A 23,323-nucleotide genomic window follows, 5' to 3' on the forward strand; every position below is an offset into this window, starting at 1 on the left:
TGTTAGCTAACGTCAAGGCAATGAACAAAGTCATAAGACTAGGTATGCCTGTTAGTTACCGAGTTGAGTAATTAGAGTAAGTGTCATTAGATCAGTACGTTACGTGAACTATTTGATCAACAACGCCTAGTGGAAGTGTTGCCCGGTGTGCCACTGGCGCTGGGGCGGCGGCATGAGGCCAGCCTGACCATGCAGCCGGAAACGCACTGGAGTACGCAGTTTGGTGGGGTGCGTAAAGACTATATGGATGCTGCCCATGAGTGGCATAAAGCGTGCGCCAAAACCGGTAACTGGTATATGCCCTTTGCGCCCAAAGAGCGGCCATTTCCTGTGCCTGAACTAATTGACCGCGCCGTACTCGAGTTAGGTGATCATGTGTGGCCGCATGTTCGTGGTAAACAGTCTGTTGGTTCACAACTTAGTGATAAGCAGCGAGATGAGCAAAATGCGGGGCAGGAAAGCTCAACCGTGCTCTTGTGTGGTCATGCTGCGTCCGATAAGCAGTTTGGCGCCGAGCGCAGTTTGTTGAATGTCGCCAAAGCCATTGCTGGCTTGGGGCACAAACTGATCGTGACGCTGCCAGAGCGTAATATGGCTTACCTTGAAGAGCTTAAGCCATATTGCAGTGACATAGTACTCATGCCAAGTCCTTGGCGCCAAGATGACGAAGTTTGGCCGATTTCTCTTGATGCTTATCAGCGGTTAATCAAGCATTTTGGTGTTGATTTAGTGCATGTTAATACCCTGGTGAACCGGGTGCCGCTGTTGGCGGCGTGGGAACTTGGCGTTCCCAGTGCATTACATGTGCGTGAGCTGCTTAACTGGGACCCTGCGTTAATTGCAGCTATGGGCGATGAAGATGCCGATACACAAGTGCTTAATCCGCTTATGCTGGCGGACAGACTGATTGCCAATTCGGACTATACCGCCCAGTGCCTGTTATCCCAGCACCCTGAGTTAGTAGATAAACTGGCGGTGGTTACCAATACCGTTTCCATGGAAGGAGATTGGCAAGCTGTTAATACCAATAAACAAACGTTGCGCATTGGTATGGTCAGCAGCAATCTGCCTAAAAAAGGGCTGGATGACTTTGTTGCCATTGCCAAGGCTGGCTTGGCTGCCAAAATTAACACCGAGTTTGTATTGATAGGTCCGGTTAATGAGCATACTGAGGTGCTGCAGGCCAATATGCCCGCAAATATCAACATGGCGGGATATGCTAACAGTCCAGAGGAAGCCATGGCTCAGTTGGACGTGCTGGTTAATCTGTCGCAGTTTCAGGAATCGTTTGGTCGAACGGTTGCTGAAGCCATGCTGGCTGCCAAGCCTGTGATTGCTTATCGGTGGGGGGCGCTGCCTGAGCTTGTCACTAATGGCGAAACCGGCTTTTTAGTGCACCTGGGCGATACTCAGGGCGTGCTGCAGCGGCTTGAACTCCTGTGCAGGCAACCTGAAATGATGGCTGGGATGGGAGTTAAGGCTCAGCAAATAGCCAAAGCCAGATTCAACGATGCCAGATTTCAAACTGATCTAGGTAAGGCTTATCAAGATCTGTTGCCGCCATCACTGAAAACTACATGCGCTGAACAGCTTTAAAAAGCGAAAGATTTGAAGCACAGAGAACACAGAGGTCACAGAGAAAAGCAATTGCAAAGGCGACTCTTAATCTTTCCCTCCGCGTTCTCAGTGAAGCGAAGCGCTCTGTGGTCAAAAGCTTTTTTAAATCCTAAAGCCATACACCACAGAGGGCACAGAGACAAAATAAGAGCTTCAACTTAATCTCCTTACTTCATGAGGCGAAGCGCTCCGTGGTGACAATGCTTTTAAAGCAATGCAATCAACCACTGAAAGCACTTCGTGGATGAAAGACTCTTAAAGTCACCTGTTTAACATTACCTAGTGTATTGCTGAAATGGCCCCGCTATTTCGGTTGACCCATTCTTATTATTTTTTCTGGAAGTTTTAAAGATGAAAATTGCCATTGCCGGAACCGGTTATGTTGGCCTGTCCAATGCTGTGCTGCTGGCACAACACCATGAAGTCGTTGCTGTGGATATCGTGCCTGAAAAAGTCGCCATGATTAACGATCGACTGTCCCCCATTCAGGACACGGAAATTGAACTGTTTCTCAAAGAAAAAGCGCTGAACCTGACTGCGACGCTGGACTGGCAAGCCGCCTATAAAGATGCAGATTTTGTGGTTATCGCCACCCCAACTGACTATGACGTTGCCACCAACTACTTCAATACCCGCTCTGTTGAAGCCGTGATTGATAACGTATTGTCAGTGAACCCCAATGCTGTCATGGTGATAAAAAGCACTGTGCCGGTGGGTTACACCAAAGCGATTAAAGAACAGTTTTTGACAGACAATATTCTGTTCTCACCTGAATTTTTAAGAGAAGGAAAAGCACTGTACGACAACCTGTATCCATCCCGCATCATCGTTGGCGAGCGTAGCGAGCGTGCTGAAACCTTTGCAAAATTGCTTGCAGGCGGCGCAATCAAGCAAGATGTGCCAATGCTGTTTACCGACAGCACAGAAGCTGAAGCCATTAAACTGTTTTCCAATACTTACCTGGCGATGCGGGTTGCCTACTTTAATGAGCTGGACACCTACGCAGAAACCCATGGTCTCGACAGCCGCCAGATTATTGAAGGCGTTGGCTTGGACCCTCGTATAGGTAGCCACTACCACAACCCATCATTTGGCTATGGCGGTTATTGTCTACCAAAAGACACCAAGCAGTTGCTGGCAAACTATCAGGATGTACCCAACAACTTGATCCGCGCCATTGTAGACGCCAATACCACCCGTAAAGACTTTATCGCCAACGCCATTGTTAAGCGTAATCCACAGCGTGTTGGTATTCATCGCCTGATTATGAAAGCCGGTTCGGACAATTTCCGCGCCTCAGCCATTCAGGGGATTATGAAGCGTATCAAGGCCAAGGGCATTGAAGTGGTGGTATACGAACCGGTGCTCAATGAGGATGAGTTCTTTAGTTCCCAGGTTTATAAAGATCTCACCGCCTTCAAAGCTGATTGTGACGTCATTGTCGCCAACCGTTTGGTAGACGAGCTGCTGGATGTGCAGGACAAGGTCTATACCCGGGATCTGTTCGGTTCAGACTAAAAGCGCTTAAAGAAAACGAGCGCGCTTCGCTGAGAAAAAGCAAAAGCGCCGAATCACGAAGTGTACAAAGGTCACAGAGAAAAGCAGAAAAAGCAAAGGCCCTTCTATTCGCTTTTGTAATTTATCTTTCCCTTCGTGTAGCGAGTGAAACGTGCGCTTCGTGGTGAAAACGCTTTTAAAGCAAAAGCAAAAGCAAAAGCAAAAGCCATAACCACAGAGAACATAGAGATGCACAGAGAAAAGCAGAAACAGCTTTGTCTTTCCCTCCGTGTCCCCTGTGAAGCGAAGCGCTCAGTGGTCCGAAGCTTTTAAAGCAACAGCCATACACCACCGAGAACACTGAGATGCACAGAGAAAAGCAGAAGCAACAGCTTCTTTTGGTTTTTCCTCTGTGTCCTCTGTGAAGCGAAGCGCTCTGTGGTCAAAGACTTTTCTGCTACTCGACCAAGCCATAAATCTGAATGCTGAACCAGCATAAGAGATTCAATATGTTTAAAGATTTTGAACTGACCTTCAGCGAAGGTTGCACTGACTATATTAAAAAGGTGTACCCAAAGCATAAGCTGATTTTAGAGTACGGCGCCGGTGGTTCTACCCTGCTTGCCGCTGAACATGGCTGTAAGGTGATTTCCACTGAAACCGACCCTAAATGGCTGATTGAGCTGATGGGCGCTTATAAAGAGCGACAATTACCTGGCGATATCATTCCGATATTGGCCGATATTGGGGCGACAAAAGCCTGGGGCTACCCAATTGATGATTCAGCCTTTAGAGAGTGGCCTGAATACCCCCAAAAAGCATGGCAATTTTGCAAAGAGCATGAACTTCAGCCAGACCTTATCCTGATTGATGGTCGTTTCCGGGTTGCCAGTTTCCTGACTGCTTGCATAAACGTCACCAAAACTACCACACTGTTATTTGATGACTATGTTGAACGCGAGCATTATCACAGCATAGAAGCGCTGTTTAAACCGGTAGACATTATCGATAACCGCATGGCGGTGTTTAAGATTCGCCCAAAAAAAAACAGCAGTCAGTACTTACTGAACAATATGCATTTTTTCCTCGACCCAAGATAAGAAACTCACTTTAAAGCAAGAGCTATCGGACAAAGAGAAAAACAAAACACAAACATTTTGGTTTGTCTCTTTTCTTTCTCTTCGTGTAACTCGGTGCAGTTGTAGTGCTTCGTGGTGCCAAGCTATAAAGCAACAGCAATACACCACAGAGAGCACAGAGGAACACGGAGAAAAGCAACAGCGGTAAGATCTTCTTCGCTTTTCGCTCAATGTCCACTGTGAAGCGAAGCGCTCCGTGTGCAAATGCTCTTTCGGGCCGCAGGCCGACCTTGGAGCGAGTGAAATGCCCCCTCCTTATCAGTAACCACATCATCTATCAATTTAGGATTTTTATGAAAGCCATTATCCCTGTTGCAGGCCTTGGCACCCGTATGCTACCTGCTACCAAAGCAATACCTAAAGAAATGCTACCTATTGTTGATAAACCATTGATTCAATACGTGGTGCACGAAGCGATTGCTGCTGGTATTAAAGAGATCGTGTTAGTAACCCATTCCAGTAAAAACAGCATTGAAAACCACTTTGATACTAGCTTTGAGCTTGAAGCGACGCTGATTAAACGCGTAAAGCGGCAACTACTCGATGAAGTTCGCAATATCTGTCCACCGGATGTGACGATCATTCATGTGCGCCAAGGTGAGGCTAAAGGCTTAGGCCATGCGATAAACTGCGCCCGAGCGGTCGTCGGTGATGCCTCGTTTGCTGTGCTATTACCAGATGTGATTGTCGATCAATATCACAGTAATTTACGCCAAGATAATTTGGCTCAAATGGTGCGCCGTTTTAAAAACACAGGTCATAGCCAAATTATGGTGGAGCCTGTGCCTATGGAGAAAGTCTCTAGCTATGGCGTGGCCGATTGCGGTGGCGCTAACTTAAATGCTGGTCAGTCTTTTCCTATGTCGGCCGTGGTTGAAAAACCCGCCCAAGATGAAGCGCCTTCTAACTTAGCCGTGACCGGCCGTTATGTGTTAGATAAAGCCATTTGGCCACTGTTAGCACAAACGCAACCCGGTGCCGGTGATGAAATTCAGCTGACTGATGCCATTGCCGAGTTGATGCAGAGGCATACCACTGAAGCCTATCATATTGTCGGTAAGAGCCATGATTGTGGTAATAAGGCCGGTTATATGCTGGCCAATCTTGAATATGGCTTGCAGCACCCTGAAACCGCATCTGAGTTACAACATGCGATTGAGTTACACGCCAGCTTAGGTTTATCGAGCGTAGCCTAATCGCAAGCGGTAACTGTTTTTATAAGCTCACACTTTAGCATGGCCATTGGTTCATGGTTGTCTGAGCTAGCATGATGAGACTGGTTTGGCTTATTTGGGCTAAAAACAAGCTTAGCGACTGATACTTAAGGCTTTACACTAGTAAGTGTCAGCGCTTTGTTTACCTGTGACATTAAGCTGGGCAATAATGCCGCTGTTAAAATAATTAAAAATGTTAAGTGAGAGTAACTGTGTTGTCTGCAAGTTTAGATTGGTTGTCGCCCACCCTTAAATTTCGTTTATTAGCCAAGCAAGATTTACAAAGTGGGCAGGGCTTTGATTGGCTGGCAACTGGAAACGATCCTTATTTCCATTTAAAGCACGGGTCGCGCCAACCTTTGGGTTGGTATATGGTCAGTGTAAAATTACGCGCCAATGTCGCTAAATTGGGCGCTAAGCTCTACGTCGACTATGGTGATGGTATTGAAGAGCAGCACGCAATTCAATTTAGTCTTACCAATAATAAGTTATTTAAACGCTTATGTTATTTCCCACAGCGGCCAGTACGGTTGCGTTTTGATCCTTGCATTCAGCCGTGTCAGTTTAGCGTTGAGGTGTTTAGCCTAGCTAAGCTGAGCGAGAAGCGTGCTCGAAAACTGATGCTTAAAAAACTGCAAAATCGTCGCAATACTGACCCGTTTAAACAGTTAGCGAGTGCTGAGATTTTATGCTTATACAATCAATGTTTTGATGATGGTTTTGGCTTAATTACTTACAGCCAATGGTTAGCGGAATACCAGCAACGGCAGCTGCAACCTCAACAACTTGAGTTGATCAGCCAATCGTTAACTCAGCAGCCACTGATCTCAGTCATCATGGCCAGCTATAACTCGCCGATAGCATATTTAGCACAATGTATTGCCTCGGTAAAGGCGCAAGTTTATCCCCATTGGCAGCTATGTATTGCCGATGATGCTTCAACCGATCCCGAGGTTTTGGCGTTATTGCAATCCTATGTAACTGCGGACGAGCGTATTGTTATTTGCGCTAGAGAGCAAAACGGCCACATTTCTGCCGCCAGTAACTCGGCATTAGCCTTGGCAGAGGGGGAGTACGTTGCCTTATTAGATCACGATGACTTGCTGGCGCCTCATGCGTTGTTAATGATGGCACAGGCCATTAATCGCCATCCTCAGGCGGAGTTCTTCTATTCTGACGAAGATAAAATTGATGAGCAGGGTAATCGCAGTGAGCCGCATTTTAAGTCGGCGTGGAATCGTGATTTATTTTACTCTCACAATTATATTACTCATTTGGCTGTGATTAAGCACAGCCTAATGACCAAGGTGGGCGGTTTTCGAACTGGGGTCGAAGGCAGCCAAGATTATGATGTATTTTTACGAGCCATCGCCCATTTAGGCAACAAACAAATTATTCATGTGCCCCACGTCTTGTATCACTGGCGTGCCATTAATGGCTCTACGGCGTTAAGCGCTGGTGAAAAAACGTATACCAATAAAGCGGGTCTCAAAGCATTAACCGATTACTTTACCCCGATTAATTTAGCAGTTGAGGTGACAGCTCATCAGCTTAATAATTGTTATCGGATTACTTGGCCTTTGCCTGAGCCTCTACCTTTAGTGAGTTTAATTATTCCCACCCGAGATGGTATTGAGCTGCTTAAGCAGTGCATTGACAGTATTTATCAGCGGACTGATTACCGAAACTTTGAAATCATTATTGTCGATAATCAAAGCCGCTGTCGGCGCACACTAGCCTATATGGCTGAGCTGACTCAGCAGGGGTTAGCGCGTGTGGTTAAATTTGATGATGAATTTAATTTTTCGGCGATTAATAACCATGGCGTTGCCCACGCTAAAGGCAGCATTGTTGGTTTAATTAATAACGATATTGAAGTGCTCAATCGCGACTGGTTAACTGAGATGGTGCGTCAGGTCAGTCGCCCTGATATCGGTTGTGTTGGGGCCAAGCTGTTTTATCCCGATAAACGAATTCAACATGCTGGGGTTGTTCTTGGCATTGGCGGCGTTGCGGGTCATGCCCATAAGTATTTTGGCAGTCATCATCACGGCTATCATTCGCGCTTAAGCTTGGTACAAAATTTTTCGGCGGTAACCGCTGCGGCTTTGCTGGTGCGTAAGGCTGTGTATCAAGAAGTTGGCGGCTTAGAAACCCGTCTAAAGGTGGCGTTTAATGATGTCGATTTTTGCTTAAAGGTGCGAGAGGCAGGTTACCGTAATTTATGGACACCCTTTGCTGAGCTGACTCATCACGAATCTGTGAGCCGTGGCTATGAAGACAGCACAGAAAAACAGCAGCGCTTTCAATCAGAAATCGATTATATGCAACAAAAATGGGGCGAGCAGTTACTCAATGACCCTTGTTATAACCCTAACCTTACGTTAACTCATGAAGACTTTTCATGCCGGGTTTAGCCTATTGTCTGCGAGAAAATTGTGAATAAATACATTTTATTATTGGGACCCTCTGGCATTGGTAAAACCACAGTGGTTAAGCAGCTGCATCAGTCGGTCTCATCTGTTACCAGTGTGATTTTAGATAACTTGGCTCACCAACATGCCCGTAATCTTGGTTTAATTGATAAAAAAGATAACTTAAATGCCTTAATTGCTGCGCTTGAGCACGACCGTGAGCGTTTTTTGAGTTTTGGTTTAGAAGCGCTTGAGCATTTTTATGAAAAACAAGCCGATAAGCTTAAAGGCAACCCGATTATTGTCGACATTGGTACTGGTTTTTTAGATGCGCAATCATCGATGGCTTGGGTGACTGATCATCCATCGATTTGTTTGTTATCTGAGCCTGCCAGTGCGTATGACCGTTTTCGTAAGGCGAGGCAATTAGATGTGTCTTACGAGCAATACCTCAGCACTCAGTTTTGTAAGCATCGCGTCGCGATATATAACAAGGCTGGGGTGGTGCTAAAAACCGATAATCTAGATGAGCAGCTCAGTGCTCAGCGCTTTATTTGCTGTGTGCTCGGTATGCTTGAACCTGCCAATGCCGCCATTGCATTGGGGGAGTGGCTTAATGATCACTAGGCTGATTAAGCGCTGGCGTTTACGCCCTAGTCCATTGTTCAGCTGCCAAGCCCAAGTATTGCCAAGGTCGCCAGACAATACCTGGGTACTATCAAAACTTAACACGCCGACAATGGATTTTTATTTTCGCAGCCGTCGACAGCAGTTACCTGGGTATCATGAGCTTGATGCCAGCATTTTGCCTGCACCAAACTCACCTTTGTGGCATAGCCCAAATTCAGTGCTGATTTTAGTGCGTGATGTGCCGCTATCGGTGTTAGAGCGTTTACTGGTATCGCCTAAGCGCCCTGCCCATATTGTGTGGTTTATGGATGATGATATTCCTGGGGCTGGCGCTGATCCAAGTTTGCCTGATGGCTATCGCCGCCGTTTGGCCAATTGGTATCAGCAAGCCGCACCTATGTTGCAGCAACTCTGCTGCCAAGTGTGGGTGTCAACCGCTGCGCTCGCGCAAAAATATCAACTAACAAATGATTGGATACTGGCGCCTAAGCAAATTGTTGCAGAGCAACTGCAATTTATTCGTTGTTTTTATCATGGGTCGAGCAGCCACACTTTGGAGTGGCAATTTATGCAGACTTTGGTCAGTGCTGTGCAGGCCCGTTATCCTCAACTATCTTTTGAATTAATTGGTGATATACAAGTTAACAAAGGCTTCAGGCATTTACCGAGAGTCAGTATTTTGCACCCCATGAGTTGGCCCAATTACCTAGCGTTAATTCAAAGTAGAACCATGGATATTGGCTTGGTGCCATTATTTGATAGCCCATTTAATCGGGCGCGTTCTCATTGCAAGTTATTAGATATCGCCCGCCAAGGTGCCATAGGCATTTATTCAAGCCGCGTGAGTCATAGTGAGCTTATTGCCAGTAATAATGCGGGACTAGTGGTTGGTGATAGCGTAGAGGAGTGGCTTCATGCAATTGATGTGGCGATCAATGCTGATAGACGTGTGATCCATCAACATTCCCTAAATTTAATTAATACCCTCGATACCTAATCTTTCGGCCTTAGGCCATCAATCGAAAATAATAACAATATGACCATTAAAATAATCATTCCTGCCAAGGTGAACTCGGCGCGCCTGCCTGATAGGGCATTGGCTGCATTTTTAAAAGACTCCGAACATGGCAAGCCCATGATCTGGAGTGTGTATCAAACAGCTCTGGCAACGGGCGTCGGTCGCGATAATATTGTGGTGGCTACCGATAGTCTAGATATTGCCATTATGATGCAGGCATCAGGTGTGCAAGTGCGCATGATAAATGCCGATACATCAGACACAAATACAGTGGCTGATGTGATTGCCACCATGAATTGGTCGCCAGCAACCTTAGTCATCAAAATACCTAGCGATCAGCCGTTGATCACCAGCACTATGATTAATGCAATGATTGCGCGCTTGCGGTGTGATAGCGATAGCGTGGTGACCCTTAGCTGCCCATTAGCCTCAGTAAGAGACATGGCTAACCCTAGTGTGGTTAAGGTGGCAACAGATGTTAGTGGCCGAGCACTATTTTTTAGTCGCTCGGTGGTGAGCCAGCAACCTAGCGGCGCGCAGCAATTTAATCATCCTGCTGAGTCTAACCCTTGGCAGCAACACATTGCAGTATTTGGTTACCGTAATGATGTGGCTATGGCCTTAGCCAATGCCCCGATCGCGCCATTAGAACGCTTAGAATATATTGAAGCGCTGCGAGCATTAAGCCTAGGGTACCGTGTTAATGTTATGCCGCTGCCATTGATTGACGCCAGCGCTACATCAGCAACTGCCCAACAAGTGGTAGCGCTAGAGCAAACCCGATAGCGCTTGACGGTTAACCACACATATAAAGATCATCATGTTAGCCTTTAGTCCTTGGTTGTTCTCCGCGTTGTCAGTGGTGAATCCGCTTTTATCAGTCATCTTGCAAAATGCGAAGCCAGAGCGTTGCCCCACTGATCACGTCGAGCGTGGCGTTTATTAGAGTTAGTCATTATTCAGTTTTTAATTTAAAATAACGTTATAATGCATTTATTTTAATCAATAAATAACAACGAGTTAAGTCAAATAAATGACGTTTTTAGTAAAATCGTCGGGAATACTTGCCCGCGCTCCCATTATTAGCACTTGTCTTGAACAGCCCGTCGCTCGCTTTGGTGAACATCCCGTCGACTTCTGCCATGATATTTGTATTGGCTGGGGCTTGAAGGCCAATAGCCGTCAGTTTAAAGCGCAAGCGCAGGGGTTAGGCGTGCCTTTTTGGCAGCTTGAAGATGGCTTTATTGGCTATATAGGTCACCCAGCCGCTAAGGGGCGGCAAGTGTCTTTAGTGGCCGATAAACAAGGCATGTATTACGATGCTAACCATCACTCTGATTTGGAGCAGTGTATTGCGACGCCATGTTCGGAAATTGAGCTGGCCCGCGCTGAAGCGCTGGTGGCTGCGGTAGTTGACGCTGGCATCACTAAATACAATTGTTATCCCCAGGCCAATAGCCATCAAACATTACCGAGCTCGCTTAAGGCGATGCTTAATGGTCGTGAGTATGTCTTGCTGGTCGATCAGGTGGCGGGCGATCAATCGGTCGCCGGCGCACTAGCGAGTGATGATGATTTTATTGCCATGGTCAGGGCCGCCAAAAGTCGCTACCCAGATGCTTGTTTGTTAGTCCGTACTCACCCAGATACTATCTTTAGTCGAGGCGTTGGCAAAAAAGTTGGCGCATTAGTTAAGCTCGAGCAGCACCCTGAGTTAGCTAATGTATTGTGGTTTAGCCAAGCGTGTCATCCGCACGCCTTAATTCAGGCGTGTGCAGCGGTTTTTACCGTGTCATCGCAAATGGGCTTTGAAGCCTTATTGTATCAAAAGCCTGTGCATTGTTTTGGCATGCCGTTTTATGCGGGCTGGGGACTAACCCATGACAGCAAAACGTGCCCGCGTCGCCAGTTGTTAGCGAGTGCTCACTCTGTCAGTCTTTATCAGTTGGCTCATGCGGCCTTGATTGCCTACCCAAAATATTATCATCCAGTGTTAGCCAAGGCGTGTGAGCCCGAAGAAATAATTGAGCTGATTGTTTTGCAGGCCCGCGCGTTGCCGCAATATCAGCAACTTTATCTGGTGGGCTTTTCATTTTGGAAGCGTGCCTTTATGGGGGCGTTTTGTGGTGAGTTAGCCCAAACCATTCGTTTTGTGGCTAAACCGCCGTCATCGTTACAAGCCAATGAGCAGATGTTAGTGTGGGGCAATCAGTGGCCTGAACTCACCGATGTTATTCGGGTTGAAGACGGCTTTATTCGCTCAAGCGGTTTAGGTTCTGATTTACGGCGGCCATCGTCATTAGTGGTTGATGATTTAGGCATGTATTTTAATGCTAAACGTAATAACCGCTTACGCGAATTACTTAATTATCAACCTTTAACCGAAGCCATGGCAGTGCGAGGCGCGCATTTAGCTGCGAGTTTAGTCGCTAACGACATCACTAAATATAACTTGGCGAGCAAGGTTGCTTTTCAAGCACCCAACACCAATAAGCCAGTGTTGCTGGTGGTCGGCCAAGTGGATGGTGATGCCTCCCTTACCACTGGCAGCCCTTTTGTGCATAGCAATCAATCGCTATTGCATGCGGTGCGCAAAGCCAACCCAGAGGCTTATATTATTTATAAACCTCACCCTGATGTGGTGGCGGGCAATCGTGAAGGGCTATTAAGTGATGCTTGCCGTCGTGATTGTGTCGATGAAGAAATCACAGAGATTGGCCTTAACCAGCTTTACCCCGTGATTGATGCCTTACACACCATGACCTCACTCAGTGGCTTTGAAGCCTTGCTGCGCGGGGTCAAAGTAGTGACCTGGGGCCAACCGTTTTATGGCGGTTGGGGGTTAACCCAAGATATGCACCCCCCCCACGATCGTTTACGGCCATTAAGCCTTGAACACCTAATTTATATTACCCTAGTGGCTTATCCCAAATATGTGGATTGGGACACTGGGCTTAAGGCAACGCCAGAACAATTAATTATAAAAATGGCCCATGCCAAAGCCGATGCCAATCTTAAATCGACATCATGGCAACGCTGGCAGCGTAAGTTGACTTATTTAATGGAAACTCTCAGAACTTAATGAATATTGTGTTATTGCAAGGCCCGCTCGGCCCCATTTTTCAAACCTTAGCTAATCAGCTGATTGCTGATGGCCATAAAGTATTTAAGATTTGTTTTAATGGCGGCGATGAATGCTGGTCGTCAAATGCTGAGCAAATCCGTTTTCGGCAACATAGCTCAACCTGGCAGGCTTTTTTTAGCCAGTTTTGTCATGAACAGCAAATTGACAAGGTGATTTGTTATGGCGATTGCCGCTTTTACCACCGCATTGCCGCAAAGGTATGTAAGCGCCAGCAGCGTCAGTTTTGGGCGTTAGAAGAAGGTTATTTACGCCCAGATTACATCACGTTTGAGCAAGGAGGCGTCAATGCTAATAGTCCTCTGTATCGCCAGCGTAATCATTTGGTGTTGCCGCAGACTTATCCAGCATATCAGCATCCTTTTGTGGCGGGTAAAACTTTTGGCAAACGCGCGTGGTTTGCTTGTCGTCAGCATATTAATCGCCTGCTTGCGAGCTTGCGCTACCCACATTATGTTAATCATAGGCCATGGCGTATCGATCAAGAGGCTCTGGGGTGGGTGAAGGGTGCATTGATAAAGCTCAAACATAAAGCCCCTGATGCACGATTACTGGCAGGACTTAAGGCCCATAACAAAGGCCGACTATTTTTATTGCCTTTGCAAGTGTCGGAAGACTTTCAAATTCGCGATCACGCTAACTACAAAGACATCAATAGCGTTATTACTGATGTCGTCACTTCGTTTGCCAAGCATGCCGATAGTCGCGACAGTTTACTGATCAAGCATCACCCGATGGATCGTGGCTTTGTGGACTATCAAAAATTGATCCATAGTTTACGCAAGCAATACCAGTTAGGTGAGCGCCTAAGTTATGGTTATGAACTGCCTTTGCCTGAGATTTATCCGTTATTAAAAGGGGTGGTGACAGTAAATAGTACCGTCGGTTTGTCGGCATTATTGCACCATGTTCCCGTGAAGTGCTTGGGTAAAGCCTTGTATGATATTAAAGGGCTTACTAGCGCCATGAGCTTAGCGCAATTTTGGCATAACCCGAGCGCGGTTGATCATCAGCGCTTTGAGTATTTACGCCAAGCATTGCTATGGCAAACTCAAATCAATGCCAGCTTTTATGCCGACTTACCCCATGCCGCGCGCCGTATTATTGAGCGCGTGACTGAGGTCAGTGAACAAGCTGAGCTACTCAAAAAAGCAAGTTAAAAAGCCCACTTAATGCCAATATTATGGCTATTTAAGGCGGGGTTATAATGGTAGCGATTGCCGTTAGACATGTGTCCATAACGGTAAAACACTCCGAGGTGTGGAGTTAGCCGGTATCCGGCTTCTATTCCATAGGTAAATTGAACCTCGCCGCCGTAATGCTTGGTGTAGCGCTGGTGCTCTCCATAAATCACTTTATCCATCCACACTACCCCAATTGGAATTTGCAGCCACAGCCCCCCTTGGTGGTAGCGCGCAAATGCTCCGCCGCCTAAGCGGGTTCCTGACTCATCATCCACGCTCAAATGGCCTAGTTTGCCACTGATCCCGAATGCCCATTGATCGCTATTGGTTGCCCATAGCTTACGCTCGTAGACTACATCTATACTCGCAATGCGCTTATTTTGACTGGTGGTAGGCTGGCCATAACTCAGGCTTAAGTCATTATCATTGGCCCAACCGTTAACGATAACGCTGACTAACAGTAGTGACAACAGGTTGATAGGCATCCTTTTTTGCATCAGCAATCTCCTTGGTTTCAAAGCCGACTCCCTAGCCAATGAATGGGATGAATGTGGCCACCTGTTTTAACCTTAGTTGAGGAATCAACAGTTTGAGGCGCAAAGATCTAAGGCGACATAAAATTTGCGAAATTAACTCAACAGATAACCTATTGCTGGTGCATATCGCTATCAATCGTTGGTTGATTTGGTGAGATTGGCTGCGCGCTGGCGTTAAATCAACGTAAATGATGGTTGGTTGTCGAGGGGGAAAGAATTTATCGGCATTTTAGAAGAATTTTTGTTGAGCTGCTAAACTTAACTAATTGATATTTTTTATTGTTAGTCTGTTCCAGTGGTTATAACGTGAAGTTCGCATCTCCAATGGATGTTGACTGGTTTTACTGGGCCGTGAGACTCAGTTGATGAAGGGATTATTAGTGACCGAAACACTTGCAAAAACCGCGAGCCCTGTTGATGTGAGCGAGGTTGAACATCGATTCTATTACCAACTTATTGTTGGGAAACAGAAACAGGAAGATATGCTTGATGGCATGGACGCCGACGTGGAAGCCGATGCGTTTAAACTCGATATTGAGCGCGAAGCGGTATTTGATCGCTTAGAAAAAAAGAAAGAGGCTCGCCGGGTCTTTGAAGACGTCTCTGGTCAGTTAGTCTACACCCTGATTCAATCCATCATGTTTCGTCTTGATGATCCCTTAGAAATCCTCAAGCATGCCGGACTGACCAGCAAACAACTGAGTTTAATGGAATTACTTCAAGGCGATAATGCCGAGTTACCGAAATTACGACCTTATATTGAAAAAATGGACTGGCTCAGTAAAGAGCTAGTCAATATGGTCAATAGTCCGAGTTTTCGCCACCGTAAACCGCAACGGGCTTCAGACATTCGTGTCAAAGATCTCAAATTGGTACTTAACTTTATTGGCATTGAAAACTTGCAAGTGTTGGTGCCGTATTTATGTATTCGTACCTGGTTACCCACGGGGCGTGCCAATATGTTGTGGACCACCCGCAAGTTGTGGCGCTATATGTTAGTGACGGCCACGGCGTCACAAATTTTAGCCAAGGAAGAGGGCATCGATGGGGCGTTTGTGTATACCTGTTCTTTGTTGTCTCAACTGGGAACCTCAGCGATCTTAAGCAATAGCTCAATGATTTTTGATGGCATTTGGGGCCACTGGTTACGGGAAGCCAATCAAAGTCGTGATAAAGAAATTTATGATGCGGTGATTGCCACCGAGTTTCCTGCTGAAGCTGTGTATCAACAAGTATTAGATCGCGCTATGTCGCTCAACTGGGAGTTGCTGAGTTTATTAGAATTTGAAGAGAGCCAATTCACTCAAGTACTCAAGGAATTAGCCGAAACACATACTTATGCAGGTTTGTCGCCGCAGGCGGCGGTGATCGCCCGAGCCAGCTGTTTTGCTAAAGTCATGCTCCTAAAAGAAATGCGCCAAATTAGCGACGAAGAAAAACACGCAATGTATCAGCAATATGAGCTGTCGACAGCGGAATTAGCCTTGTTAAATCAGCAAAACTTCAGAAAACTAGAGATTATGTAATCAGTATTGCATTGTATTTTTATGCTATTTAGGTGCATAGTTAACAAAGAGGGCCTTTAGGCCTTTTTTTTATGACTAAATATGCTGGGAGAAGATGGATTTATGCTAGTTAGCATCAAAAGTTAGTATCTTTATGCATCTCTGTGATGGGGCTGTTAACCGATTATTGTTAAAAACTGGTATTTCGGTCACAATTTAGCTAATAATGGTTGGTATATAGAGTAGCAGCACCAAAAACCAAGCAGATAAATTATTAATTTTGGTGCGGACAGAGCGTCAACACTTGCCCTTCGCAATTGAAAAGGATGTACAACATGAGTAACAAGCAACAATTTCAGCGCGCACAATTTGATCAAGTCATGGTTCCTAATTATGCTCCGGCTAATGTCATTCCTGTTCGCGGTGAAGGCAGCCGTGTATGGGACCAACAGGGCCAAGAGTTTATCGATTTCGCGGGTGGAATTGCGGTTAATTGCTTAGGTCATTGCCATCCTAAATTAACCGCTGCGCTGCAAGAGCAGGGACAAAAGCTATGGCATTTATCCAATGTGATGACCAATGAGCCGGCCTTGGCATTGGCCACCAAATTGGTTGAACATACCTTTGCCGATAAGGTCTATTTTGCCAACTCTGGCGCTGAGGCCAATGAAGCCGCATTAAAATTGGCGCGTCGTTATGCCCAAGATAACTATGGTACAGATAAAACTGAAATTATCGCCTTTAACCAAGGCTTCCACGGACGCACCTTCTTTACTGTTACCGTCGGTGGCCAAGCCGCCTACTCCGATGGTTTTGGCCCTAAACCACAAGGTGTGACGCACTTACCTTATAACGATGTCGCTGCGTTAGAAGCTCAAGTCTCTGATAAAACCTGTGCCATTATGCTTGAACCTCTGCAAGGCGAGGGCGGTATCATAAACGCGACCCCTGAGTTTTTAACCGCGGTGCGTCGCTTAGCCGATAAGCACAATGCCTTAGTGATTTTTGATGAAGTACAAACGGGTGTGGGTCGCACTGGTAAACTGTATGCCTATATGAATAGCGCTATTGTGCCTGATATCTTGACCACGGCTAAAGCGTTAGGCGGTGGTTTCCCCATCGCGGCTATGCTGACGACCACGGCCATTGCCGCGCATTTAAAAGTTGGAACTCATGGCTCGACTTATGGCGGCAATCCCTTGGCTTGCGCCGTTGCCAATGCGGTACTCGATGAAATTTGCCAACCGCAAGTGTTAGCGGGCGTCAGCCAGCGCGAGCAAATGTTCCGAGCGGGTTTAGCGGCTATCAACGATAAGTATCAAGTATTTAAAGAGGTACGCGGCCAAGGCTTGTTACTGGGAGCCGTGTTAAATGACAAGTATGCCGGCCGTAGCCGTGAGTTTTTATTGGCAAGTATTGATCAGGGACTCATGAGCTTAATCGCCGGTCCTAACGTGGTCCGGTTTGCGCCATCGTTAATTATTCCTGAAGCTGATATTACTGAAGGTTTAGCTCGTTTTGAGCGTGCCGTTGCTGCGGTTGTCGCCGCATAATTTTGGTCATGAAAAGGCGCCAATCGGCGCCTTTTATTTCAGGAGACCATTATGCTGGTCATACGCCCAATTCGTGAAAGTGATTTTGACGCGCTCAAGCAAATTGCCATCGATTCAGGTCATGGATTCACTTCTTTACCTGTGAATGATGCACTGCTGCGCAGTAAAATTGCGCGTTCAGAAGCCTCATTCATTAAAGATGTCTCTACGCCCAAAGATGAAGGGTATTTGTTGGTATTAGAAGATACCGATAGCCAAGAGGTGGTTGGAACCTGTGCCTTAGAGGCCGCGGTGGGCATGGAAGATGCCTTTTACCATTATCGCCTCGGCACTGAAGTGTACCATTCAGAACAAATCGAAGTGCGCAATGAGGTTGAAACCCTCACCTTGTGCCACGACTACACGGGTGCTGCCGAACTGTGTACCTTGTTTTTGCGAGATAGTTACCGCAAGGGTAACAATGGCCGCACCTTATCTCGTTGCCGTTTTTTGTTTTTAGCCCAGCACAGCCAGCGTTTTGGTGAGCGAGTGATCGCTGAAATGCGTGGGGTATCTGATGAACACGGCCAATCGCCCTTTTATGGTTGGTTACAAAAAAACTTTTTAGGCATAGATTTTGTGTACGCCGATTACTTATCGGGTGTGGGGCAAAAAGGGTTTATGGCTGAAATGATGCCAAGAAACCCTATCTATGTGGCGTTGCTACCGCCAGAAGCGCAAGAAGTCATTGGTGAGGTCCATGCCAATACTCGCCCTGCCGTGCGTTTGTTGCATGCCGAAGGGTTTCGCTGCCGCGGTTATGTCGATATTTTTGATGGTGGGCCAACGGTGGAGTGCCATCTGCCCGACATCCGCGCCGTGCGCGAGAGTCGACTATTAACCGTCAGCATTGGTGAAATGCCTCCGTCAGATAGCGCCAAAAGTTACATTGTAGCTAACACTCAATTGGCGGATTTTAGAGCCTGTGAAGCGCAATTATGTTTGCAGGAAGATATTCATTCTGTGGTGATCCCTGCCGAGCTTGCGAGTGCGTTAATGCTGCAAAACGGTGAGCAGATCCGCGTAATAGCCATGTAGGAAAATAATAATGACTCAATACATCAATGGCCACTGGCTGAGTGGCCTTGGCCACCAAATACAATCGTTTGATCCCGCGCTTAATCAAGTGATCTGGCAGGGGCAAAGTGCGACGGCTGAGCAAGTTGATACCGCCGTGTTGGCGGCAAGAGCCGCCCAGTTTGAGTGGTTTGCCTTGGGTTTTGATGCCCGTTTGGCCATCATTGAAGCTTACCGAGCCGAGCTCGAAGCGAACAAGCAACACCTTGCCGAAACCATTGCGGCTGAGACAGGTAAACCGTTGTGGGAAACCCAAACAGAAGCCGCAGCTATGATAGGTAAAATTGGCTTGTCGGTGAGTGCATACCATAAGCGCACTGGTCAAACTGAATCTGAAACTCCAGCGGGTCGCGCGGTATTACGCCATAAGCCTCATGGGGTCGTTGCGGTGTTTGGCCCGTATAATTTCCCCGGACACTTGCCCAATGGCCATATTGTCCCGGCTCTGTTAGCAGGGAATACCGTAATCTTTAAACCATCAGAATTGACCCCGAAAGTGGCTGAGCTCATGGTCAAATTATGGGCCCGCGCTGGCTTGCCCGCCGGTGTTATCAATTTAGTCCAAGGTGAAGTCGCAACCGGCAAGGCCTTGGCTGCTCATCCACAGTTAGATGGCTTATTCTTTACTGGCAGCTCTCGTACTGGCCACCTTTTGCATCAACAATTTGCTGGCGATCCCGGTAAAATTTTGGCGTTAGAGATGGGTGGAAATAACCCCTTGATCGTCAAAGATGTGGCCAATACCCGCGCGGCAGTGCATGACATTATTCAATCGGCGTATATTTCGTCGGGTCAGCGCTGCACCTGCGCCCGCCGTTTGTATATTCAACAGGGGGCAGCTGGTGATGCGTTAATCGCGGCCTTAAGCGAAGCGGTGGCAACTATCGCCGTCGACTCCGCCTTTGCTCAACCGCAGCCATTTATGGGCTCGATGATCTCTACGGCGGCAGCGCAAGGTATGGTGGCTGCACAAGCGAGCCTAGAAGCCTTGGGGGGTGTCCCTTTGGTTCGTTTACGCCATTTGCGCGCCGACACCGGTTTAGTCAGTCCTGGGTTGATGGATGTTAGCGCGATTGCCGAGCTACCCGATGAAGAGTACTTCGGGCCGCTGTTGCAAATTGTGCGTTATCAGGATTTTGATGAGGCGATTGCCCTCGCCAATAGCAGCCGTTATGGCTTATCGGCGGGTTTATTGGCCGACAACCGAGCGGATTATGATTATTTCTTAATGCGTATTCGCGCCGGTATCGTTAATTGGAATAAACAAATAACTGGGGCCTCTGGTGCAGCTCCCTTTGGTGGTGTCGGTGCGTCTGGTAACCACAGAGCCAGTGCGTTTTATGCTGCAGATTACTGTGCTTATCCCGTCGCATCGATGGAAGCTGATGCGTTAAGCTTACCGGCGGTTCTGAGCCCTGGTTTAGCGCTGTAATGATAAAAGGCCCAGCGAATGCACGGGCCTTTTTTTGGGCAAGCCTTCGCAAGAATCACAATATCAACGACAATCAACAACCCTAGATCAGGAGCAATCCATGCACTCAGATGTCAATGAGCTGTTTAGCTACTTATGGCAAGACTATATCAAGATGACGCCTTCAGCCGCCAAGGTTCATCAGTTATTGGGCCACGGACAGCCCATTATCAATGACCATATTGCGCTGCGGACCTTTAATCGTGGTGGGGTTGAATTGGCGGTGCTGGCGCAACATTTCGAAGCCCTTGGCTATGTGGCGTGTGGTGATTATGTCTTTACCCAGAAAAAGCTTAAAGCCAAACACTTTGAACACCCCAATAGCCAATTGCCTAAGGTGTTTATTTCAGAATTGCTGGTGGAACAATTTAGTCCGCAGTTATTGACCTTGGTTGATGATTTGTTAGGGCAAATGGGGCCATCGGCGACTTTCGCTGATAATTTTTTGTATTCTGGGCGCCACTGGCAGCTCGACAGTACGACTTATCAAGCGCTATTGGCAGAAAGTGAATACGCCGCTTGGGTCGCGGCATTTGGTTATCGCGCCAATCATTTTACGGTGTCGATTAATCATTTGGCAGGCGTCGATAGCATCGCTGCGGTCAATGACACCTTAAAGCAGGCTGGATTTATTCTCAACAGTGCGGGGGGCGAAATTAAAGGCAGCCCAGAGGTGATGTTGGAACAATCATCGACCATGGCTGATGTTATTGACGTTCCATTTAGCGACAAGCGCTTAGCTATCCCAAGCTGCTTTTATGAGTTTGCGCTGCGCTATCCCAAGGCCAATGGAGAGCTCTATACTGGCTTTGTTGAAGCCTCGGCCGATAAGATTTTTGAATCGACTAACGCCAAAGCTTAACGGTCACCTCGGTGAGTCAAGCATCAAGGCGACAATCGTTGCCTTAATGCTAACTCGCGCGGCATGTTTAGGATAAATTCATCCATAAATTGATTTGTAGCCCAGCCAGTGTTTGACCGTGGGTGAATTCCAGAGTGATGTCATATTGCTCGCAAATTTCTTTGACTATGGATAAGCCTAAACCATGTCCCATGACGCTCTCATCGAGACGTTTCCCCCGCTGAGTTAACAGTGCGAGTTGATCTTGGTCTACACCTTGACCATCGTCATTAATGCTAATGCGTACTTGTTCGTTATCTAAGCTCACTGTCAGAATCACTTGGCTGTTGGCCCATTTAAAGGCGTTATCCAGCAAGTTACCGATGAGCTCCATGCCGTCTTCCCGATGAATCGGCAGGCGACTTAGTTCGGCGTTAAACAGGCATTGACAATCAATCTTTTTATAGTGGTAGACCTTCGCTAAGGTACTCACTAGGCTATCGATGTCTTTGGGTATATTCATTTGCGCTGCCGGGAGCATATTACCGGTGATCCGCGCGGCTGCGAGCTTGCGTTCAATCATATGGCGAATTTGTTCGAGCTGCTGCCCGAGGGCTTCGGCCGTTTCAGGATCCTTAAGTCCTAACACTTCCACTTGCTGCTGCATCACGGCTAACGGGGTCTTTAAACCATGACTGAGGTTGCCAAGGTTATGGCGACTGCGCTCAATTTGATTGCTGGTATATTCGAGTAGTTCGTTGTAGGTGGTTGCTAAAGGCAATAGCTCGGGTGGTATCCCTTCGAGTTCAAGGGTTTGGCTATCACCATTGCGCAAGCGAGTTAAGGCTTGTTTGATTTTATTGATTGGGCTGAATGATTGGCGTAAAACCAAAAAAATACCACATATCATCGCCAGTAGCATGGCAAGGTTGACTAACAGCTTAGTGCCATAGACCTCACTGAACACTTGGCGGCCGATACTGAGATCTTGCGCTACGGTTAGCGTACCTGTGGTATTGGCTTTATTTGAGCTGAGTCCAACCGATAATAACTGAATATCATGGTTTTTGGGCCCCTTGGCCTGCCACACCCTGACTTCATCTTTAGCCAGTGGCTCGATATCGAGTTGTTGATCCCATAGCGAGCGCGAACGGATTTCGTCATCACTGAGGTTTAATTGGAAATAGCGTCCAGAAAACACCGGTTGATAAAAGCTCGACAGTTTGGACTCATTAATACGAATCTGGCCACCGTTGATTTCGGTGGCCATGATCACATGCTCAAGATCTTCTTCGAGGCGGTTAATAATCGAATCGTGGAAAGCTTGCCTGAGCATCGACTCGAATAAAATCATGCCAATCACAGTGCCTAAGATCACCAACGCAGTCAGCCACAGGCTGAGTTTGCTGCGGATGGACATCATTAGCGGTTATCACCGTTATCAGTACCGTGGAAAATATAGCCTTGGCCGCGACGGGTTTCAATGGCCGTTTTGCCCAGTTTTTTGCGCAAATGGGTGACATACACTTCGACCACATTACTCTCTTTTTCATCGTCAAATTGATACAGTTTATCCGTCAGTTGACTTTTAGAGAGTAACTTTTTCGGCGACAGTAAAAAGATTTTTAGCAACCTAAATTCCATGGCGGTCAGTTCAAATAAGGTGTCATTGACGGTAACAGTTTGCTCGTCTTCGTCTAAGGTCACCCCTGAGACGGTCAGTTTTTTCTCTGGGCTATTCATGCGACCACTAGCGCGTTGAATTAACGCTGAAATGCGAGCTAGCAGTTCTTGGGCATGGAATGGTTTAGCTAAATAATCATCTGCGCCGGCATTAAATCCTTCGACTTTTTCATGCCATTGGCTGCGGGCTGTCAGCATGATCACCGGAGTATTCACGCCTTGATGACGCCATTTGGTCAGTAACTCAAGGCCGTTTCCATCGGGCAGGCCAATATCTAAAATGACACAGTCATATAGCGTTTCTTTAATTAAATAATCAGCTTCTGCGGCTTTATCCGTGGTGTCGGTAACATAGCCTGCCTGCTTTAGCTGTTTTTGCAGTTCTTTCACTAAAAGCTGGTTGTCTTCAACGAGTAACAGTTTCATGATTGCGGCATTCACTAGGTAAGGGGGAACGACTGTTCGGGTGACCGGTTTTGGCATCGATACTGAGATCGATTAACTGGCCAGCATTGAGCTTGAGCTGTAAATCATAACGCCATTTATCTTGTTCTTGATAGAGGTGAGCGTCGATTAATTTGCCTGAGCAATATTGGCTAACAATGGATAAGGTTTCATTGAGGGAGAGGATATGACCATTAGCGACCAATTGCTTGGCTTGGTAATGATGCAATTCAGTGTCTTGACTAGAGGCTTGAGCGCTAAACATCAATACGCTGAGGCTGAGAACAAAGCGACTAACCAGCCTAATCATTGACGCTCC

The 23,323-nt window shown here is 47.0% G+C and carries 19 protein-coding genes; 15 read left to right on the plus strand and 4 right to left on the minus strand.

All coding sequences use genetic code 11. The features are described from left to right. Nucleotides 1-129 precede the first annotated feature (129 nt). From KU855_RS11440 to KU855_RS11485, 10 genes are all read left to right on the plus strand, one after another. Complete coding sequence (locus KU855_RS11440) at nucleotides 130-1,596, plus strand: glycosyltransferase family 4 protein (RefSeq protein ID WP_218530419.1); 1,467 nt, start codon at nucleotides 130-132, stop codon at nucleotides 1,594-1,596. 372 nt (nucleotides 1,597-1,968) lie between these two features. Then, entirely contained in the window at nucleotides 1,969-3,135 is a 1,167-nt protein-coding gene (locus tag KU855_RS11445) for a nucleotide sugar dehydrogenase (protein ID WP_218530420.1), read from the plus strand. A 488-nt stretch (nucleotides 3,136-3,623) separates the two neighbouring features. Beyond that, nucleotides 3,624-4,214, plus strand: a complete 591-nt coding sequence (locus KU855_RS11450; protein WP_218530421.1) for a hypothetical protein — start codon at nucleotides 3,624-3,626, stop codon at nucleotides 4,212-4,214. 332 nt (nucleotides 4,215-4,546) lie between these two features. Then, nucleotides 4,547-5,449, plus strand: a complete 903-nt coding sequence (galU, locus tag KU855_RS11455) for a UTP--glucose-1-phosphate uridylyltransferase GalU (protein WP_218530422.1) — start codon at nucleotides 4,547-4,549, stop codon at nucleotides 5,447-5,449. A 230-nt stretch (nucleotides 5,450-5,679) separates the two neighbouring features. After that, a complete protein-coding gene (locus tag KU855_RS11460) occupies nucleotides 5,680-7,884 on the plus strand; it encodes a glycosyltransferase family 2 protein (protein ID WP_218530423.1) in 2,205 nt (734 codons plus the stop codon). Between the two features lie 21 nt (nucleotides 7,885-7,905). Further along, nucleotides 7,906-8,508 (plus strand): ATP-binding protein, encoded by a 603-nt coding sequence (locus tag KU855_RS11465; protein WP_218530424.1) that lies wholly within the window; start codon nucleotides 7,906-7,908, stop codon nucleotides 8,506-8,508. Further along, nucleotides 8,498-9,508, plus strand: coding sequence for a hypothetical protein (locus KU855_RS11470; RefSeq protein WP_218530425.1), 1,011 nt, complete (start codon nucleotides 8,498-8,500; stop codon nucleotides 9,506-9,508). Before KU855_RS11465 ends, KU855_RS11470 begins: the two co-directional genes overlap by 11 nt. A 39-nt stretch (nucleotides 9,509-9,547) precedes the next feature. Continuing rightward, nucleotides 9,548-10,315 carry a cytidylyltransferase domain-containing protein gene (locus KU855_RS11475; RefSeq protein ID WP_218530426.1) on the plus strand — a complete coding sequence of 256 codons (768 nt, stop codon included), beginning with the start codon at nucleotides 9,548-9,550 and terminating at the stop codon, nucleotides 10,313-10,315. Nucleotides 10,316-10,562: 247 nt separating this feature from the next. After that, on the plus strand, nucleotides 10,563-12,611 hold the full coding sequence (locus KU855_RS11480) for a capsular polysaccharide biosynthesis protein (protein WP_218530427.1): 2,049 nt from the start codon (nucleotides 10,563-10,565) through the stop codon (nucleotides 12,609-12,611). Next, nucleotides 12,611-13,831: a capsule biosynthesis protein gene (locus tag KU855_RS11485; protein WP_218530428.1), complete on the plus strand. Its 1,221-nt coding sequence runs from the start codon at nucleotides 12,611-12,613 to the stop codon at nucleotides 13,829-13,831. The genes KU855_RS11480 and KU855_RS11485 overlap by 1 nt, the downstream gene beginning before the upstream one ends. Here the strand turns inward: KU855_RS11485 and KU855_RS11490 are convergent. Then, nucleotides 13,828-14,352, minus strand: a complete 525-nt coding sequence (locus KU855_RS11490) for an acyloxyacyl hydrolase (RefSeq protein ID WP_218530429.1) — start codon at nucleotides 14,350-14,352, stop codon at nucleotides 13,828-13,830. The genes KU855_RS11485 and KU855_RS11490 overlap by 4 nt on opposite strands. A 404-nt stretch (nucleotides 14,353-14,756) precedes the next feature. Here KU855_RS11490 and KU855_RS11495 point away from each other — a divergent pair, with 404 nt between their 5' ends. From KU855_RS11495 to KU855_RS11515, 5 genes are all read left to right on the plus strand, one after another. Further along, entirely contained in the window at nucleotides 14,757-15,917 is a 1,161-nt protein-coding gene (locus tag KU855_RS11495; protein WP_218530430.1) for an HDOD domain-containing protein, read from the plus strand. A 314-nt stretch (nucleotides 15,918-16,231) separates the two neighbouring features. Further along, complete coding sequence (locus tag KU855_RS11500; RefSeq protein WP_218530431.1) at nucleotides 16,232-17,449, plus strand: aspartate aminotransferase family protein; 1,218 nt, start codon at nucleotides 16,232-16,234, stop codon at nucleotides 17,447-17,449. 51 nt (nucleotides 17,450-17,500) lie between these two features. Then, entirely contained in the window at nucleotides 17,501-18,526 is a 1,026-nt protein-coding gene (gene astA, locus KU855_RS11505; RefSeq protein ID WP_218530432.1) for an arginine N-succinyltransferase, read from the plus strand. Nucleotides 18,527-18,536: 10 nt separating this feature from the next. Next, on the plus strand, nucleotides 18,537-19,997 hold the full coding sequence (astD, locus tag KU855_RS11510; RefSeq protein WP_218530433.1) for a succinylglutamate-semialdehyde dehydrogenase: 1,461 nt from the start codon (nucleotides 18,537-18,539) through the stop codon (nucleotides 19,995-19,997). A 100-nt stretch (nucleotides 19,998-20,097) separates the two neighbouring features. Next, nucleotides 20,098-20,898 carry a DUF1338 domain-containing protein gene (locus KU855_RS11515; protein WP_218530434.1) on the plus strand — a complete coding sequence of 267 codons (801 nt, stop codon included), beginning with the start codon at nucleotides 20,098-20,100 and terminating at the stop codon, nucleotides 20,896-20,898. A 67-nt stretch (nucleotides 20,899-20,965) separates the two neighbouring features. Here the strand turns inward: KU855_RS11515 and KU855_RS11520 are convergent, their stop codons facing one another. The 3 genes from KU855_RS11520 to KU855_RS11530 are packed head-to-tail and all read right to left on the minus strand — an operon-like array spanning nucleotide 20,966 to nucleotide 23,314. Then, nucleotides 20,966-22,300, minus strand: coding sequence for an ATP-binding protein (locus KU855_RS11520; protein WP_218530435.1), 1,335 nt, complete (start codon nucleotides 22,298-22,300; stop codon nucleotides 20,966-20,968). After that, nucleotides 22,300-22,986 (minus strand): response regulator transcription factor, encoded by a 687-nt coding sequence (locus KU855_RS11525; RefSeq protein WP_218530436.1) that lies wholly within the window; start codon nucleotides 22,984-22,986, stop codon nucleotides 22,300-22,302. Before KU855_RS11525 ends, KU855_RS11520 begins: the two co-directional genes overlap by 1 nt. Further along, on the minus strand, nucleotides 22,967-23,314 hold the full coding sequence (locus tag KU855_RS11530) for a hypothetical protein (protein WP_218530437.1): 348 nt from the start codon (nucleotides 23,312-23,314) through the stop codon (nucleotides 22,967-22,969). The genes KU855_RS11525 and KU855_RS11530 overlap by 20 nt, the downstream gene beginning before the upstream one ends. Nucleotides 23,315-23,323 lie beyond the last annotated feature (9 nt).

This window comes from Shewanella sp. NIFS-20-20, from assembly GCF_019209865.1.
Classification (GTDB): Bacteria; Pseudomonadota; Gammaproteobacteria; order Enterobacterales; family Shewanellaceae; genus Shewanella.

Excerpts from the sequence above, each read along its gene's own strand:
- KU855_RS11445 (WP_218530420.1), top strand. The coding sequence starts at position 1,969 with ATGAAAATTGCCATTGCCGGAACCGGTTATGTTGGCCTGTCCAATGCT.
- KU855_RS11450 (WP_218530421.1), top strand. The coding sequence starts at position 3,624 with ATGTTTAAAGATTTTGAACTGACCTTCAGCGAAGGTTGCACTGACTAT.
- galU (WP_218530422.1), top strand. The coding sequence starts at position 4,547 with ATGAAAGCCATTATCCCTGTTGCAGGCCTTGGCACCCGTATGCTACCT.
- KU855_RS11470 (WP_218530425.1), top strand. The coding sequence starts at position 8,498 with ATGATCACTAGGCTGATTAAGCGCTGGCGTTTACGCCCTAGTCCATTG.
- KU855_RS11475 (WP_218530426.1), top strand. The coding sequence starts at position 9,548 with ATGACCATTAAAATAATCATTCCTGCCAAGGTGAACTCGGCGCGCCTG.
- KU855_RS11480 (WP_218530427.1), top strand. The coding sequence starts at position 10,563 with ATGACGTTTTTAGTAAAATCGTCGGGAATACTTGCCCGCGCTCCCATT.
- KU855_RS11485 (WP_218530428.1), top strand. The coding sequence starts at position 12,611 with ATGAATATTGTGTTATTGCAAGGCCCGCTCGGCCCCATTTTTCAAACC.
- KU855_RS11490 (WP_218530429.1), bottom strand. The coding sequence starts at position 14,352 with ATGCAAAAAAGGATGCCTATCAACCTGTTGTCACTACTGTTAGTCAGC.
- KU855_RS11495 (WP_218530430.1), top strand. The coding sequence starts at position 14,757 with ATGAAGGGATTATTAGTGACCGAAACACTTGCAAAAACCGCGAGCCCT.
- KU855_RS11500 (WP_218530431.1), top strand. The coding sequence starts at position 16,232 with ATGAGTAACAAGCAACAATTTCAGCGCGCACAATTTGATCAAGTCATG.
- astA (WP_218530432.1), top strand. The coding sequence starts at position 17,501 with ATGCTGGTCATACGCCCAATTCGTGAAAGTGATTTTGACGCGCTCAAG.
- astD (WP_218530433.1), top strand. The coding sequence starts at position 18,537 with ATGACTCAATACATCAATGGCCACTGGCTGAGTGGCCTTGGCCACCAA.
- KU855_RS11515 (WP_218530434.1), top strand. The coding sequence starts at position 20,098 with ATGCACTCAGATGTCAATGAGCTGTTTAGCTACTTATGGCAAGACTAT.
- KU855_RS11520 (WP_218530435.1), bottom strand. The coding sequence starts at position 22,300 with ATGATGTCCATCCGCAGCAAACTCAGCCTGTGGCTGACTGCGTTGGTG.
- KU855_RS11525 (WP_218530436.1), bottom strand. The coding sequence starts at position 22,986 with ATGAAACTGTTACTCGTTGAAGACAACCAGCTTTTAGTGAAAGAACTG.
- KU855_RS11530 (WP_218530437.1), bottom strand. The coding sequence starts at position 23,314 with ATGATTAGGCTGGTTAGTCGCTTTGTTCTCAGCCTCAGCGTATTGATG.